At 72.4% G+C, this 15,037-nt stretch carries 14 protein-coding genes; 9 read left to right on the plus strand and 5 right to left on the minus strand.

Translation table 11 applies throughout. The features are described from left to right. The first annotated feature begins 296 nt into the window (after positions 1-296). The 6 genes from argC to AB5J51_RS31035 all read left to right on the plus strand — a co-directional run bounded on the left by argC (position 297) and on the right by AB5J51_RS31035 (position 6,215). Positions 297-1,325, plus strand: a complete 1,029-nt coding sequence (gene argC, locus AB5J51_RS31010; protein WP_369779142.1) for an N-acetyl-gamma-glutamyl-phosphate reductase — start codon at positions 297-299, stop codon at positions 1,323-1,325. Beyond that, the gene (gene argJ / locus AB5J51_RS31015) at positions 1,322-2,479 is read left to right on the plus strand and encodes a bifunctional glutamate N-acetyltransferase/amino-acid acetyltransferase ArgJ (RefSeq protein WP_369779143.1); all 1,158 of its coding nucleotides are present in this window, start codon (positions 1,322-1,324) and stop codon (positions 2,477-2,479) included. Before argC ends, argJ begins: the two co-directional genes overlap by 4 nt. Then, positions 2,476-3,426, plus strand: a complete 951-nt coding sequence (gene argB / locus AB5J51_RS31020) for an acetylglutamate kinase (RefSeq protein ID WP_051832335.1) — start codon at positions 2,476-2,478, stop codon at positions 3,424-3,426. The genes argJ and argB overlap by 4 nt, the downstream gene beginning before the upstream one ends. Next, positions 3,423-4,667, plus strand: coding sequence for an acetylornithine transaminase (locus AB5J51_RS31025; protein WP_369779144.1), 1,245 nt, complete (start codon positions 3,423-3,425; stop codon positions 4,665-4,667). Before argB ends, AB5J51_RS31025 begins: the two co-directional genes overlap by 4 nt. A 7-nt stretch (positions 4,668-4,674) precedes the next feature. Then, on the plus strand, positions 4,675-5,211 hold the full coding sequence (locus AB5J51_RS31030; RefSeq protein WP_053786005.1) for an arginine repressor: 537 nt from the start codon (positions 4,675-4,677) through the stop codon (positions 5,209-5,211). Between the two features lie 74 nt (positions 5,212-5,285). Beyond that, positions 5,286-6,215, plus strand: a complete 930-nt coding sequence (locus AB5J51_RS31035) for a hypothetical protein (protein WP_369779145.1) — start codon at positions 5,286-5,288, stop codon at positions 6,213-6,215. On the opposite strand, the gene AB5J51_RS31040 is transcribed toward AB5J51_RS31035, so the two are convergent. The 3 genes from AB5J51_RS31040 to AB5J51_RS31050 are packed head-to-tail and all read right to left on the minus strand — an operon-like array spanning position 6,202 to position 9,136. Next, positions 6,202-6,897: a L,D-transpeptidase gene (locus tag AB5J51_RS31040; protein WP_053786092.1), complete on the minus strand. Its 696-nt coding sequence runs from the start codon at positions 6,895-6,897 to the stop codon at positions 6,202-6,204. The two genes, AB5J51_RS31035 and AB5J51_RS31040, sit on opposite strands and share 14 nt — an antisense overlap. A gap of 6 nt (positions 6,898-6,903) precedes the next feature. Further along, complete coding sequence (locus tag AB5J51_RS31045) at positions 6,904-7,479, minus strand: pyridoxamine 5'-phosphate oxidase family protein (RefSeq protein WP_053786007.1); 576 nt, start codon at positions 7,477-7,479, stop codon at positions 6,904-6,906. 43 nt (positions 7,480-7,522) lie between these two features. After that, positions 7,523-9,136 (minus strand): hypothetical protein, encoded by a 1,614-nt coding sequence (locus AB5J51_RS31050; protein ID WP_369779146.1) that lies wholly within the window; start codon positions 9,134-9,136, stop codon positions 7,523-7,525. A 281-nt stretch (positions 9,137-9,417) separates the two neighbouring features. Between AB5J51_RS31050 and argH the strand changes: the two genes are divergently transcribed. Continuing rightward, positions 9,418-10,848 carry an argininosuccinate lyase gene (argH, locus tag AB5J51_RS31055; RefSeq protein ID WP_053786009.1) on the plus strand — a complete coding sequence of 477 codons (1,431 nt, stop codon included), beginning with the start codon at positions 9,418-9,420 and terminating at the stop codon, positions 10,846-10,848. Between the two features lie 166 nt (positions 10,849-11,014). Here argH and AB5J51_RS31060 read toward each other — a convergent pair whose 3' ends face one another. After that, on the minus strand, positions 11,015-12,196 hold the full coding sequence (locus AB5J51_RS31060) for a hypothetical protein (protein ID WP_369779147.1): 1,182 nt from the start codon (positions 12,194-12,196) through the stop codon (positions 11,015-11,017). 124 nt (positions 12,197-12,320) lie between these two features. Then, complete coding sequence (locus AB5J51_RS31065; RefSeq protein WP_369779148.1) at positions 12,321-12,836, minus strand: HAD domain-containing protein; 516 nt, start codon at positions 12,834-12,836, stop codon at positions 12,321-12,323. An 84-nt stretch (positions 12,837-12,920) separates the two neighbouring features. On the opposite strand from AB5J51_RS31065, the gene AB5J51_RS31070 reads away from it, so the two are divergent. Next, positions 12,921-13,472, plus strand: coding sequence for a TetR/AcrR family transcriptional regulator (locus AB5J51_RS31070; protein WP_053786012.1), 552 nt, complete (start codon positions 12,921-12,923; stop codon positions 13,470-13,472). After that, positions 13,469-15,025 carry an MFS transporter gene (locus AB5J51_RS31075; RefSeq protein WP_369779149.1) on the plus strand — a complete coding sequence of 519 codons (1,557 nt, stop codon included), beginning with the start codon at positions 13,469-13,471 and terminating at the stop codon, positions 15,023-15,025. The genes AB5J51_RS31070 and AB5J51_RS31075 overlap by 4 nt, the downstream gene beginning before the upstream one ends. The last annotated feature ends 12 nt before the right edge of the window (positions 15,026-15,037 follow it).

The following is a 15,037-nucleotide window of genomic DNA, read 5'->3' on the forward strand; positions in this document are numbered from 1 at the left end:
AGTGCAGCTGTGCGACCACACCGGCCGGGACCCGGCCTCAGGTATAGGAACCGATACCTCCATGTCCCCAGCACAGCCCGCGGCACCGGCCCCCCCCGTACTGCTTTCCGGGAAGACCCCGCAGGTAAGAAGCCCGGCCGCTACCCTGCCTGCCAACTCAAGCGCACAGCCCCGCCGAGTCAACGGCTCACTCGCCAAGTGAAGCGCTCAGTCTCCCCGGGGCGCCCGGCGGATTCCAGCGCTTTGCATAAACGTGCGGCGGTACGTATAGTCATGCCATCGAAGAGGAGGGTCCGATGGTGGTACGTGTAGCGGTGGCGGGAGCGAGCGGGTACGCGGGCGGAGAGGTCCTGCGCCTGCTGCTCTCCCACCCCGAGGTGGAGATCGGCGCGCTGACCGGCAACTCCAACGCCGGACAGCTCTTCGGCACCCTCCAGCCGCACCTCGTGCCGCTCGCGGGCCGGACGCTGGAGGCGACCACGCCCGAGGTCCTCGCCGGCCACGATGTCGTCTTCCTGGCCCTGCCCCACGGGCAGTCCGCCGCCGTCGCCGCCCAGCTCGGCGAGGACGTCCTCGTCGTCGACATGGGCGCCGACCACCGGCTCAAGGACTCCGCCGACTGGGACGCGTTCTACGGCGCCCCCCACGCCGGCACCTGGCCCTACGGGCTCCCCGAGCTGCCCGGTGGCCGCGCCGCGCTGGAGGGGTCCAAGCGCATCGCGGTTCCCGGGTGCTTCCCGACCGCCGTCTCCCTCGCCCTGTTCCCGGCCTACGCCGCGCAGCTGGCCGAGCCCGAGGCCGTGATCGTCGCCGCCACCGGCACCTCGGGCGCCGGCAAGGCGCTCAAGCCGCACCTGCTCGGCTCCGAGGTCATGGGCTCCGTGAGCCCGTACGGGGTGGGCGGCGGGCACCGGCACACCCCCGAGATGGTGCAGAACCTCAGCCCGATCGCCGGGCAGAAGGTCTCCGTCTCCTTCACGCCGACCCTCGTGCCCATGCCGCGCGGCATCCTGGCCACCTGCTCCGCCAAGGCCCTGCCCGGCACCACCGCCGACGCGGTGCGCGCCGCGTACGAGAAGGCGTACGCCGACGAGCCCTTCGTCCACCTGCTGCCCACGGGGCAGTGGCCGGCGACCTCGTCCGTTTACGGTTCCAACGCCGTTCAGATCCAGGTCGCGTACGACGAGGCCGCACAGCGGATCATCGCGATCAGCGCCATCGACAACCTCACCAAGGGCACCGCCGGCGGCGCGGTGCAGAGCATGAACATCGCCCTCGGGCTCCCCGAAGGGCTCGGGCTTTCCACGATCGGAGTCGCGCCGTGACCGTTACGGCAGCACAGGGGTTCACGGCCGCGGGCGTCGCGGCCGGGATCAAGGCGAACGGCAACCCGGACCTGGCCCTCGTGGTCAACCACGGGCCGCGGCTGGCCGCAGCGGGCGTGTTCACCTCCAACCGCGTCAAGGCCGCGCCCGTGCTCTGGTCCGAGCAGGTCATGCGCGGTGCCACCGTCAGCGCGGTCGTCCTCAACTCCGGCGGCGCCAACGCCTGTACCGGCCCCAAGGGCTTCCAGGACACCCACGCGACCGCCGAGAAGGTGGCCGAGGCGCTGGGCGGCGAGCACAACGCCGGCGAGGTCGCCGTCGCGTCCACCGGCCTGATCGGCGTCCTCCTCCCCATGGACAAGCTGCTCCCCGGCATCGAAACCGCCGTCGCGGCACTCTCCGAGGACGGCGGCGAGGCCGCCGCCATCGCCATCAAGACCACCGACACCGTGCACAAGACGGCCGCGGTCACGCAGGACGGCTGGACGGTCGGCGGCATGGCCAAGGGCGCGGGGATGCTCGCCCCGGGCCTGGCCACCATGCTCGTCGTCCTCACCACCGACGCCGACCTGGACAGCGCCACCCTCGACAAGGCGCTGCGCTCCGCCACCCGCACCACCTTCGACCGGGTCGACTCCGACGGCTGCATGTCCACCAACGACACGGTGCTGCTGCTCGCCTCCGGTGCCTCCGGCCAGGTGCCGGCGTACGAGGCCTTCGCGGAGGCCGTACGGACCGTCTGCGACGACCTCGCCCGCCAGCTGATCGGCGACGCCGAGGGCGCCAGCAAGGACATCCGCATCGAGGTCATCGGCGCCCTCACCGAGGGCGACGCGGTCGAGGTCGGCCGGTCCATCGCCCGCAACAACCTGCTCAAGTGCGCCATCCACGGCGAGGACCCCAACTGGGGCCGGGTGCTCTCCGCCATCGGCACCACCCGGGCCGCCTTCGACCCGGACCGGCTGAACGTGGCCATCAACGGCGTCTGGGTCTGCAAGAACGGCTCGGTCGGCGAGGACCGCGACCTGGTCTCCATGAAGGACCGCGAGGTCCGCATCACCGCCGACCTGGCCACCGGCTCCGAGTCCGCCGTGATCTGGGCCAACGACCTGACCGCCGAGTACGTCCACGAGAACAGCGCGTACAGCTCATGAGCGACCCGACGAAGAACGAGAAGGCCGGCCAGCCTGGCGCCGGAACCGCACGCAAGCACACCGCGCTGCCCAAGGCGCAGATCCTCATCGAGGCCCTGCCCTGGCTCACCCGCCACAACGGCAAGGTCGTCGTCATCAAGTTCGGCGGCAACGCCATGATCGACGAGGACCTCAAGGCCGCATTCGCCCAGGACGTGGTCTTCCTGCGCCAGGCCGGCCTCAAGCCGGTCGTGGTGCACGGCGGCGGCCCCCAGATCAACGCCCAGCTCGACAAGCAGGGCCTGGTCAGCGAGTTCAAGGCCGGCCTGCGCGTGACGACCCCCGAGGCCATGGACGTCGTACGGATGGTCCTGGCGGGGCAGGTCCAGCGCGAGCTGGTCGGGCTGCTCAACGAGCACGGGCCGCTCGCCGTCGGCATGACCGGCGAGGACGCCCACACCATCACCGCGACCCGGCACACCCCCGAGATCGACGGTGAGCTCGTCGACATCGGCCGGGTCGGCGAGATCGCCGCCATCGACACGGGCGCGATCGAGGCGCTGCTGGCGGACGGCCGGATCCCGGTCATCTCCTCCATCGCGCGCAGCGCCGACGACCACCACGTGTACAACGTGAACGCCGACACGGCGGCCGCGGCGCTCGCCGCCGCGCTGGGCGCGGAGACGCTGATGGTGCTCACCGACGTCGAGGGCCTCTACGCGGACTGGCCCAACAGCGACGAGGTCATCAGCCGGCTCACGGTCAGCGAGCTGGAGAAGCTGCTGCCCGAGCTGTCCAGCGGCATGGTGCCCAAGATGGAGGGCTGCCTGCACGCCGTCCGCGGCGGTGTGAGCACGGCCCGTGTGATCGACGGGCGGGTCCCGCACTCGATCCTGCTGGAGATCTTCACCGACGAGGGAATCGGCACGATGGTCGTGCCCGACGCACAGGGAGGGGTGCGCACATGACGGGCCATCAGGAGACGGGCGGCCAGGAGACCGGCCGGCAGGGCACCGGCAATCAGCGCTACGGCGCCCGCTGGCAGGACACGCTGACCAACAACTACGGCACCCCCGCGCTGGCCCTCGTACGCGGCGAAGGGGCCCAGGTCTGGGACGCGGACGGCCGGCAGTACACCGACTTCGTCGGCGGAATCGCGGTCAACGCACTCGGTCACGCCCACCCGGCGATCGTCGAAGCCGTGACCCGGCAGATCTCCACCCTCGGCCACGTCTCCAACCTCTACGCCTCCGAGCCGGTCCTCGCGCTCGGCGAGCGGCTGCTCCAGCTGTTCGGGCGCCCCGGCCGGATCTTCTTCTGCAACTCCGGAGCCGAGGCCGTCGAGGCCGCGTTCAAGATCGGCCGGCTGACCGGGCGGACCCACATGGTCGCCACCGACGGCGGCTTCCACGGCCGGACCATGGGCGCCCTCGCGCTCACCGGCCAGCCCAAGAAGCAGGACCCGTTCCGGCCTCTGCCCGGCGATGTCACGCACGTCCCGTACGGCGACGTCGAGGCCCTGCGGGCCGCCGTCACCGAGGAGACGGCGCTGGTCGTCATCGAGCCGATCCAGGGCGAGAACGGCGTCGTCGTGCCCCCGGCCGGCTACCTGACGGCCGCCCGGGAGATCACCCGGGCCACCGGCACCCTGCTCGTCCTCGACGAGGTGCAGACCGGCATCGGGCGCTGCGGCCACTGGTTCGAGCACCAGGCCCACGAGGGCGTCGAGCCCGATCTCGTCACGCTCGCGAAGGGGCTCGGCGGCGGTCTTCCGATCGGCGCCGTCGCCGCCTTCGGGCCCGTCGCGGACCTGCTCCAGCCCGGCCAGCACGGCACCACCTTCGGCGGGAACCCCGTCGCCTGCGCCGCCGGCCTCGCCGTCATCGACACCATCGCCGCCGACGGCCTGCTCGACCGGGTCAAGGCGCGCGGGGAGCGGCTGCGCTCCGGAATCGAGGCTGCCGGGCACCCGTTGGTCTCCCATGTCCGTGGTGAGGGCCTTCTCCTGGGTATCGTGCTGACCGGGCCGCTCGCACCGCAGGTGCAGCAGGCGGCCCAGGATGCCGGCTTCCTGGTCAACGCGCCCGCCCCCGACGTCGTACGGCTCATGCCGCCGTACGTACTCTCCGAGGCAGAGGCGGACGCGTTCGTCCGGGCCCTGCCCGGCATCCTCGACGCAGCCAACGGGGACGGACACACCGGGGAATGAGACGACGATGAGTCATGCGCAGGAACACGAGCAGAACGGCCCGTCCGTCCCGCAGACCCGCACCGCCCGCCACCGCCGGATCGTGGACATCCTCAACCGGCAGCCGGTCCGCTCCCAGAGCCAGCTGGCGAAGCTGCTCGCCGACGACGGGCTGAGCGTCACCCAGGCGACGCTCTCCCGCGACCTCGACGAGCTGGGCGCGGTGAAGATCCGCAACACCGGCGGCGAGCTGATCTACGCGGTACCCAGCGAGGGCGGTTTCCGCACCCCGCAGGCCCCGCTCGGCGAGTCGGCTAAGGAGGAGCGCATGCGGCGCCTCTCCGGTGAACTGCTGATCTCGGCGGAGGCCTCCGCGAACCTCGTGGTCCTGCGCACCCCGCCGGGTGCGGCCCAGTTCCTCGCCTCGGCGATCGACCAGGCCGAACTCCGCGAGATCCTCGGCACGATCGCCGGCGACGACACCCTGATGCTGATCAGCCGGGACCCGGCGGGCGGTCAGGCCCTCGCCGACCACCTCCTGCGGCTGGCGCAGAAGGAGGGCTGAGCGGGGGAACGCGGGAGTCCGGGGCGCCGGAAATCCCGGTGCCGGACCGGCGTTCGCCGACATAGCCTCGGGGCGTGCTTCGACTCGTCCTCGCCCTATGGGCGTCCGTGATGACCGTCGCCGTGTACGGGCCCATAGCCCTGCGGTGGCGGCGCCGGACCCTGATCCGCCGCGAGATCCACCGGCTCGTCGCCGCCCTCGACCTGGAGCCGTACCACGCCGCCCTGCTGCGGGACGAGGCGACCGTGGCGGCCGCCGCCGAACTCGTCCTCGACGGGTACCTCCGGATCGACGGGGACGGGGCGGCGTTCCTGACCGAGGAGGGCCGCGACCCCGCCCGGACTCCGGCCCACCCGCTGCCCGCCGCCCTGCTGGAGGCCGTACGCCGGCACGATCCCGAGCCCGTGTCGATCGGCTGGATCGACTGGTCCGACGAGGAGTACCGGCTGCGGCGCGGCGCGTACCGCAGCGGACGGGACGCCCTGCTGCCCGAACTGCCGCGGATGCCGGACGGCGAGGGGAACCAGCTGCTGGCCTGCTGCGCCTGCCTGGGCGTCGTCTTCGTGATGATGTCCTGGAGCATGGTGGGAGTGCTGCTGCTGACCGAGCGCCCGCACGGGGCACGGGAATGGGCCTGCGCCGTGGTGGCCGGGCTCGGCCTGGTGGCGCTGGCGCTCGCCGAAAGAGCCGGCCGGGAGGTCCGGGCCCGCACGGAGTGCGGCGACCCGCTGGGGGACCTGGTCCGCGCCGAGCCGCATCCGGCCTTCGCGGCGCTGGACGAACAGCAGCGCTGCCACGTCCTGCGGAGCATCGGTGACCACTACAGGTGGCGCGGCGCCGACGCGGTCGTCCACGAGGCCGAGGACGACGGCGAGGGCGACGACGAGGACGACGACGAGTGGCTGGACGACAAGGTCTGGTGGGAGGACGCCTACGAGTACCGGGCCGCCGACGAGGACGAGGCCGGGCCCGAAGGCGATGCCGCACCGCCTAGTAGCGGGTGACGGCCAGCGGCCCCTCCTGCGTGCCGATCGCGATGTGCGGGCGTCGGCGGGGATCGGCCCAGCGCAGGATCGCGCGCATCGCCCGCTCCGGCACGGACACGCAACCGGCCGTCGCCCCCTTGCCGTTGACGTGCAGGAAGATGCCCGCGCCCCGGCCGTGCACCGGCCGGTCGTAGTTGAAGGCGATGACGAGCGCGTGCGCGTACTGCTTCTCGTACGTGACCAGGTGCTCCGCCTCGCCCGGCGCGCAGTCCGCGGGCAGCGGCTCGGTCCACCGGTTGTATGCGACGGACGCATTGTCCTGGCACCACCAGGAATCAGGGGTCACCCTCCGGTAGCGGAACTCCGTCCCGGCGGGCGCGTGCCGGATCCCGAACGCGTACGGCAGCTCGTACAGGCCCGTCGGCGTGGTGTTCGTGCCCTGGGTGCGGGTCTCACCCTCCGTCAGGCCGTTCGCGCCGAAGCGCGCGTCCGCGCTGCCGGCCTCGTACCAGCGCCCCGCCCGGCGGTCCCACCAGGTCAGCCGCCCCGTGGTGGATCCGGGCGCGGGCGCGACGGCGGTGATCAGCTGGCTGCCGCCGCCCGTGTCGGTGAGACGGGCCGGCAGCGGCGCAGGCCCGTACGGGCCCTGTGCGAGCAGGCTGGTGACGATCAGTGAGCCGGTGACGAGAGCGGTACGCAGCACATGTCAGACGGTACGGGGCGGAAGGGGCAGGGGCAGTGCAGGCAGGCCGTCGAGACTGAACTCGACCTTCTTCTCGCAGTACTCGCCGAACTCCTCGTCCGTCTTGCGGCCGAAGTACTCCGCGTGGAGGGTGCGCTCGCCCTGGTACTCCATGAAGGGGACGGCGTACCCGCACACGTCGGCGATCCGGCGGGCGTGCACGACGATGACCGCCCGTGCGGAGGGCCCGTCGGCCTCCCCGAACAGGCCGATCAGCTCGCCCCAGCGGGGGTCGTCGCGGAAGACGGCCTCGCCCTCACCGTGGATGCGCACGATGTTGGGCGGGCCGCTGAACGCGCACCACATCAACGTGATCCGGCCGTTCTCGCGGACGTGGGCGATGGTCTCGGCGCCGCTGCCGCCGAAGTCGAGGTAGGCGAGGGTCTGCTCGTCGATGACGACGAGCGTTCCCGCGCGGCCCTTGGGGGACAGGTTGACGTGGCCGTCACCGGCCAGCGGTGCGGTCGCGGTGAAGAAGACCGGCTGCTCCTCGATGAACTTGCGCAGCCGGCCGTCGATACGTTCGTAGAGCTTTCCCATGATCCGATTATCGGTCAGAACGGCCGGTTCGGGCCTGGGGATTTCAGTCCCACAGCTCGCGGCGGGCGCGCCACAGCCGCCGGTCCTCGTCGTGCGGCGTCCGGGTGAGCAGTGCGTCCAGTTCTGCGCAGTCGTTCTCCTGCAGACCCAGGCGGGTGCGCCACCACCGCAGCCGGTGAGTGGGGAGCACGTGCGCCGACGCCGCCAGCAGCGCGCCGAGCTCCGCGCGCTCCGCCTGTCCCTCCTGCAGGGCGTGGAGCCAGTCCCAGCCTTGCACCGTGTCCGCCGCGACCCGGCGCAGGCCCGGGTCGGGGTCCGCCGACAGGGCCACCGCGGCACGCAGCGCGGCGATTCCGCCCTGGGCCTGCAGCAGGCGGAACGCGGCGCGGCGGTTGTGCAGACGCCGGCCGGGGGCGGTACGGGCGGCCAGCCCTTCGGTGTCCAGCCGCCGGGCCACGGGACGCAGGCAGAGCGCGGCCTCGCGGGCCACCGACGCCGAACCGTCGTCCAGCAGTGGGAGCAGCACCGCGTCGTCGGGGGTGGCGTCCATCCGGCGCAGCCCGGCCAGGGCGGCGGCCTGTACCGCGCCGACGGGATGCCGCAGCAGCGCGCTCAGCAGCGGCGCGTCGGCGCGCGGGGCGAACTCGCAGAAGCCGGTGACCGCATACCGGCTCACCTGCTCCGGGTCCGCGAGGAGCCCGCGGTGGTGGGCGTACGGGTCGCCGCCGTCCTGGCGCAGCAGCCAGCGCGCGCAGGCCCGTACGACAGCGGACCGGTCGACGAGGTGCCGGGAGGCCTCCGCCGCGCGGCCGGCCCGGCGCAGGGCGGTGACCCCGGCGGCCCGGACCATCGGGACGCGGCTGCCGAGCAGGGTGTCGACCGCCTCGTCGTCCGGCCCGCCGGCGGCCATCGCCGCGAGGGCGGCGTCGGTCCACAGCCGGCCCGTCGCCGGGTCGTGCTCCGCGGCGGCCCGCCGGGCGAGCTCCCGTACGCCGAGCCGGCCGGCGGCGAGGGTGAGGCGGGCGGCGAACCGCCGCGTCGGCAGGTCCGCCGCCCTGCCGAGGTGGTCCAGGATGCGGGCGCGCTGCTCCGCGGTCAGGGAGCTCCAGCTCCACGTCGTCGAGGGCCGCCCGGGGCGCCACCATGCGGCGAGGAGGGAGTACCGGCCGCTCAGGGAGGCCTCCAGCTGCTCCACCGCCCAGGCGCCGTGCTCGCGCCGGCCCAGTCGCAGGGCGAGCGGGACGAGGGCGGCCAGCATGGGCTCGGGGTCCTTGGCCACGATCCTGCCGAGCACCCGCCGGGCGCGGTGCCGCACCGCCGGGACCCAGTCGGCGCACCGGATCAGGACGAGCAGGACCGGCGGGTTCCGCCACAAAGCGAGGGCGGCGGCGCGCACCCGCCCGTCGGGGTGGCACAGCCGGGCTTCGATCCGGTCGCTGTGCAGGGGCTCGTACGAGCGGGAGGCCAGGCGCCGCACCTCCTCGTCGAAGGCGATCCAGGATTCCGGCCGGTGCCAGAGGAGCCTGCCGGTGAACACTTCGGTGTCCGGCCGAAGCAGCACCGCCCGTGTCACGTCGGAGACCCCGGTGTCCGCGTGCCGCATCAGCGCCAGCGCCGCGTCGTGCCCCTGCGCGATGTCCTGCCGTATGAGCCGCATGTGCCCTCCCCCGGAACAGCTTCCCGGCCGATCGTAGGCGGCCGCCCGTGGGCTCCGCCCCTGATATACGGGCTGGTCAGCGGCACGACGGCGGGCTCGATTGACGAAACATACGGAGTACTGCATAGTTATGCCCACATCGCGGCGCGCTGCGACCTCGCCTGACGGCCCAGCAGTACCCGACTGCCTCCCCGCATCCTCCGCGGCGGGGAGGCAGTTTCACATCCGACGCCATGTGCGCATCCAAAGCCATGCAGATGCAGTCTTGAGGAGCAGTAGCTGTGAGCAGCAACAACGGTGGTGACGTCCGGCTCTGGGGCGGCCGGTTCGCCGACGGCCCGGCCGAGGCCCTCGCCAAGCTGTCCGCGTCGGTCCACTTCGACTGGCGCCTCGCGCCGTACGACATCGCCGGATCCCGCGCCCACGCCCGGGTCCTCGCCAAGGCGGGCCTGCTCACGGCGGATGAGCTCGACCGCATGATCGCGGGCCTCGACCGGCTCGAAGCCGACGTCGCCGACGGCTCGTTCACCGGCACCATCGCCGACGAGGACGTGCACACCGCCCTGGAGCGGGGCCTGCTGGAGCGGCTCGGCGCCGACCTCGGCGGCAAGCTGCGCGCCGGCCGGTCCCGCAACGACCAGGTGGCCACCCTCTTCCGGATGTACCTGCGCGACCACGCCCGCATCGTCGGCGGCCTGATCGCGGACCTCCAGGACGCGCTGGTCGGCCTCGCCGAGACCCACCACGACGTGGCCATGCCCGGCCGGACCCACCTGCAGCACGCGCAGCCGGTGCTCTTCGCGCACCACGTACTGGCCCACGTGCAGTCCCTGTCCCGGGATGCGGAGCGGCTGCGGCAGTGGGACACCCGGACCGCGGTCTCCCCGTACGGCTCGGGCGCGCTGGCCGGCTCCTCGCTGGGGCTGGACCCGGAGGCGGTCGCCGCCGACCTGGGCTTCGAGCGCGGCTCGGTCGGCAACTCGATCGACGGCACGGCCTCCCGCGACTTCGTCGCCGAATTCGCCTTCATCACCGCGATGATCGGGATCAACCTGTCCCGGATCGCGGAGGAGATCATCATCTGGAACACGAAGGAGTTCTCCTTCGTGACCCTGCACGACGCCTTCTCGACCGGGTCGTCGATCATGCCGCAGAAGAAGAACCCCGACATCGCGGAGCTGGCGCGCGGCAAGTCGGGCCGGCTCATCGGCAACCTGACGGGCCTGCTGGCCACGCTCAAGGCGCTGCCGCTGGCGTACAACCGGGACCTCCAGGAGGACAAGGAGCCGGTCTTCGACTCCTGCGACACCCTCGAGGTCCTGCTCCCGGCCTTCACCGGGATGATGGCCACCCTCACGGTCAACCGGGAGCGGATGGAGGAGCTCGCTCCGGCCGGCTTCTCGCTCGCCACGGACATCGCGGAGTGGCTGGTCAAGCAGGGCGTGCCGTTCCGCGTGGCGCACGAGGTGGCCGGCGAGTGCGTGAAGGAGTGCGAGGCGCTCGGGATCGAGCTGGACGAGCTCACCGACGAGCAGTTCGCGAAGATCTCGGAGCACCTGACCCCGGAGGTCCGTACGGTCCTCAACGTGCCCGGCGCCCTCGCCTCGCGCAACGGTCGCGGCGGCACCGCCCCCTCGGCGGTCGCCAAGCAGCTCGCGGAGCTGAAGGCCGACCTGGTCATCCAGCACGCCTGGGCGACCCACAAGCAGTAGCCGAACGGCACTGCCCCCTTGCCCCCGCGGCCATGCGGCCCGCACGCCCGAAGGCCCCCGGCCCGAAGGCCTGTACGTCCGCACGCCGCGGGACGCCGGGAGGGGCGGTCGGAGCCCCGTGCCCCGACCGCCCCTCCCTCATGTCCGCCGCCGCGCGCCCGCCCGTTCAGCGCACCGGGTGCTCCGGCTCGTAGTTGGTCAGGACGCAGCCCTCGACCTGGGCCTTCTCCAGCCGGTACCCGGAAGGGGCGGAGAAGCCGGGCACGCAGTTCAGGTACAGGAACTGCAGCTGGTACAGGCCGAACCGGGCCGACGGGCTGTTGGTCTCGACCGCGATGTTCTCCCCGACGAGCAGCATGCTCACGGTCGCCTTCAGCTTGCCGTCGTCCTTCAGGTCGGCCTGCTGGGCGGCCTTCGCCCTGGTCTGGAGCTTCTTCATGTCCCCGACGGTGTCGAGCCAGCTCAGGTTGACGGCGCGCTGCGCCCCCGCGGGCTGACCGCACAGCGCGCGGTCCGTGATCCCCCAGTCCAGCGCGTTGCCCTTCACCGCGGGCTGGTAGTCGATGGACTCGATGGCCACCGCTTCGGGGTCCGTGGAGAAGTGCTTCTCGCAGTCCAGGCTGTTGCCGACGAGCTTGCGCAGTTCGGCGATGCTGCCGGCGCGGGCGAGCCCGAGGCTGCCGGTCTTCGGCTGGCCGAGCTTCTCGCCGCCGCCCGCCGGGTCCTGCGGGGTCTCGAAGTTCGGGCTGCCCGAGCCGTCTTCGGCGGCGAAGAAGTCGGTGAGGCCGCAGCCCTCCACCAGGGGCTTCTCCCGCTTGTACCCCTCGGGCACTCGGCCGCCGGGGTTGCAGACCAGGACGCGCATGTCCGACCGGAGCAGGGCCATGGCGGTCTTCGAGCTGGTGGGGAAGGCGACGAAGCCCTTGCCGACCAGGACGTTGCTGAAGAGCCCGTAGGCCCCGTCACCCCCGGAGATCCTGTCCATGACGTACTGCTTGTAGCCCGCCTGGAAGGCCTTCATGTCCTTGGGGACGGCGATGGCGATGTCGCCCTGCCCGCCCCCGTCGCGGCAGACGCCGACCTCGGTGACCGACCACTGCCCGATCTTGGGGAAGTCGCCCCTCGGCATCCTCGGGTCGTCGGGCTTCGTGCCCAGGTCCTCGCACCCGGTGAACTGGCGCATGTACCGCTGCGCCTCGGCGAGCGCGCCCTCGGCGGCGGCGCCGGCGGGGGCCGCGGAGGAGGCGGGCGCGCCGGGTGGGGCGGCCTGGCCGTCCCCCTTGCAGGCGGGGAGGGCGGCGAGGCAGGTGAGGGCGGCGGTCGTGGCGAGGATCCGCTTGATGCGCATGGGTCGCTTTCGTCGGACGGCAAGATCGCGGGGAGTGGCATGGGCATGCTAGATGGGCCCGGTGGGCATGATCAAAACCCCGGACCGGCGGCCTCGGTGTCTGGGCCCGGTCGGGCGCCGTCCCTCACGCCGCCCAGCCGGCGAGCCGCTCGAAGTCCCCCCGGACCAGCCCGATCCGCTCGTCGATCCGCATCAGCAGCGCCCGCGCCGGGTGGCGCTGGTCCACGAACTCCCGGTCCATCGCTGTGATGTCGTCGTCGATCCACGCGAACTCCCGCTCGCCCGCGTACTCCAGGACGTACTGCGTCTTCCAGAAGGTGCCGCGCGGAGTCCGCCCGTGCATCTGCGGCCAGTCGATGTACGGGAGCCGCGGCAGGCCCAGATGCGGGCCTATCCAGTCGTTCGCCTCGTCCTTCCAGGTGGTGGCCCAGACCAGCTCGTACTTGCGCGCCAGCGCGAGCAGCTCTGCGCCGTGGGCGTGGTTGAGCCAGACCCGCAGGGGGCGCCGGCTCTCCGCCTCGGTCCAGCCGGCCGGACGCATCCGGTGGGTGGAGTACCCCTCGGGGCGGCGCTGGGGCTGGGCCGCGTAGGGGTTCAGGGGGCCGTCCACGTCGATCAGCAGCAAGGGCTTCGGTGTCATCTCGGCAGCCTTCCGTTCCGGGTGCCGGGGGCACCCCATTTATTGGGTGAGACATGAACGTCTCATTCGAGGTATGCTTGTCTCATGGCCATGGACCGTGACCAGGTGCTCCGCGACGCCGCAGCCCTGCTCTCCCGCAAATCGACCGCCACGATGGACGAGGTCGCCCGCGCCGCAGGCATCGGGCGCGCGACCCTGCACCGGCACTTCGCCGGGCGCGACGCCCTCGTACGGGCCCTCGAGGAACTCGGCATCCGCCAGTTCGAGACGGCCTTCGACAACGCCCGCCTGGACGAGGGCACGGCCGTCGAGGCGCTGCGCCGGCTGGTCGCCGAGGCCGAGCGCGACGCCCAGCTGCTGGCCTTCCTCGTCACCGAGAACCAGCTCTTCGAGGGCGACCAGGTCAACGAGGGATGGGCCCGGCTCGACGCCCGCGTCAGCGCGCTCTTCCGGCGCGGCCAGGAGGAGGGCGACATCCGGATCGACCTGAGCCCCGCCTGGCTCACCGAGGCGCTCTACGGCCTCATCGGCACCTGCGCCTGGGCCGTCATGGACGGCCGGGTCGCCGCGAAGGACTTCCAGTACATGATCATCGAGCTGCTGCTCGGTGGCGCACGACGGAGTGTGGAGAAATGAGCCGCATCGAACAGCTGACCCGGGAGAAGGGGACGGAGGCGATCAAGGGCCGGGGGAGCAGGGGGCGCTGGCTGGCGCTCTCCGTGCTCGTCCTGGCCGTTCTGCTGGTCGCGGTGGACGCCACCGTACTCGGTCTCGCCACGCCCTCGCTCAGCGAGGACCTCAAGCCGTCCGGCACCCAACTGCTCTGGATCGGCGACATCTACTCGTTCGTCATCGCCGGACTGCTCGTCTCCATGGGCTCCCTCGGCGACCGCATAGGCCGCAAGAAGCTGCTCCTGGTCGGTGCGACCGCCTTCGGCGCCGTCTCCGTCCTCAACGCCTACGCCACCAGCCCCGAGATGATGATCGTGGCCCGGGCCCTGCTCGGCGTGGCCGGTGCCACCCTGATGCCGTCCACCCTCGCGCTGATCCGGAACATCTTCCACGACCCCAAGGAACGCAGCCTCGCCATCGGAATCTGGGGCGCCACCGCCTCGGCCGGCGCGGCCATCGGGCCCGTCGCCGGCGGAGCCCTGCTCCAGCACTTCTGGTGGGGCTCCGTCTTCCTCATCAACCTGCCCGTGATGATCGCCCTGGTCCTCGTCGGCATCAAGCTGCTGCCCGAGTCCAAGAACCCGGTGGCCGGCCCCTGGGACCTGATCAGCGTCGCCCTCTCGCTCGTCGGCGTCATCGGTGTCGTCTACGCCGTCAAGGAAGTCGCCACCCACGGTGTCACCTGGGCCGTCGGGGCCGCCGCCGTCATCGGCGCCGCATGCCTGTGCGCCTTCGTCCGCCGCCAGTTCAGCCTGCCGTCGCCGCTCCTCGACATGCGGCTCTTCAGGCACCGCGGCTTCTCCGGCGCGGTCCTGGCCGACCTGCTGACCGTCTTCGGCCTCTCCGGCCTCGTCTTCTTCCTCTCCCAGTTCCTCCAGCTCGTCCAGGGCCGCGACCCCCTGGAGGCGGGCCTGGCCGAACTGCCCGCCGCCATCGGCGCGGTGGCCACCGGCCTGGTCGCCGGCCGGTACGCCCGCCGGTACTCGGTACGGTCGATCGTGACCGGCGGCCTCGCGGCCATCGGGCTCGCGCTCGGCGCGCTGACGCTGGTCCACAAGGAGAGCGGCTACCCGCTGCTCGGCGCGGCCCTGCTGGTCGTCGGCCTCGGCGCCGGCTTCTCCTTCACCGTCACCGCCGACGTGATCCTCTCCAGCGTCCCCAAGGAGCAGGCCGGTTCGGCCTCGGCCGTCTCCGAGACCGCGTACGAACTCGGCGCGGCCCTCGGCATCGCCCTGCTCGGTTCCATCGTCACGGGCGTCTACCAGGGCTTCACCGCCCCGGCCTCGGTCTCCGGACCGGTCGCCGACGCCGCGCACGAATCGCTGGGCGGCGCGGTCGAGGCCGCCAAGGCCGTGGACCCGGCCACCGCCACGCAGATGGTGGGCGCCGCCCAGGAGGCCTTCGTGGACGGCCTGCGGTACGCCTCCGGCGTGGGCGCGGCCGTGCTGCTGGCCACCGCGGTGGCGGCGTGGTTCCTGCTGAAGGGCCAGCGGCTCCAGGACGGCGTGGTGCACTGACGATGCCGAGCG

This window comes from Streptomyces sp. R33 (genome assembly GCF_041200175.1).
In the GTDB taxonomy this organism is placed as follows: domain Bacteria; phylum Actinomycetota; class Actinomycetes; order Streptomycetales; family Streptomycetaceae; genus Streptomyces; species Streptomyces katrae_B.

Bases quoted from the DNA above. Each gene is read 5' to 3' on its own strand.
- argC (WP_369779142.1), top strand. From the start codon at position 297: ATGGTGGTACGTGTAGCGGTGGCGGGAGCGAGCGGGTACGCGGGCGGA.
- argB (WP_051832335.1), top strand. From the start codon at position 2,476: ATGAGCGACCCGACGAAGAACGAGAAGGCCGGCCAGCCTGGCGCCGGA.
- AB5J51_RS31025 (WP_369779144.1), top strand. From the start codon at position 3,423: ATGACGGGCCATCAGGAGACGGGCGGCCAGGAGACCGGCCGGCAGGGC.
- AB5J51_RS31030 (WP_053786005.1), top strand. From the start codon at position 4,675: ATGAGTCATGCGCAGGAACACGAGCAGAACGGCCCGTCCGTCCCGCAG.
- AB5J51_RS31045 (WP_053786007.1), bottom strand. From the start codon at position 7,479: ATGGGAAAGCTCTACGAACGTATCGACGGCCGGCTGCGCAAGTTCATC.
- AB5J51_RS31050 (WP_369779146.1), bottom strand. From the start codon at position 9,136: ATGCGGCTCATACGGCAGGACATCGCGCAGGGGCACGACGCGGCGCTG.
- AB5J51_RS31060 (WP_369779147.1), bottom strand. From the start codon at position 12,196: ATGCGCATCAAGCGGATCCTCGCCACGACCGCCGCCCTCACCTGCCTC.
- AB5J51_RS31065 (WP_369779148.1), bottom strand. From the start codon at position 12,836: ATGACACCGAAGCCCTTGCTGCTGATCGACGTGGACGGCCCCCTGAAC.
- AB5J51_RS31070 (WP_053786012.1), top strand. From the start codon at position 12,921: ATGGCCATGGACCGTGACCAGGTGCTCCGCGACGCCGCAGCCCTGCTC.
- AB5J51_RS31075 (WP_369779149.1), top strand. From the start codon at position 13,469: ATGAGCCGCATCGAACAGCTGACCCGGGAGAAGGGGACGGAGGCGATC.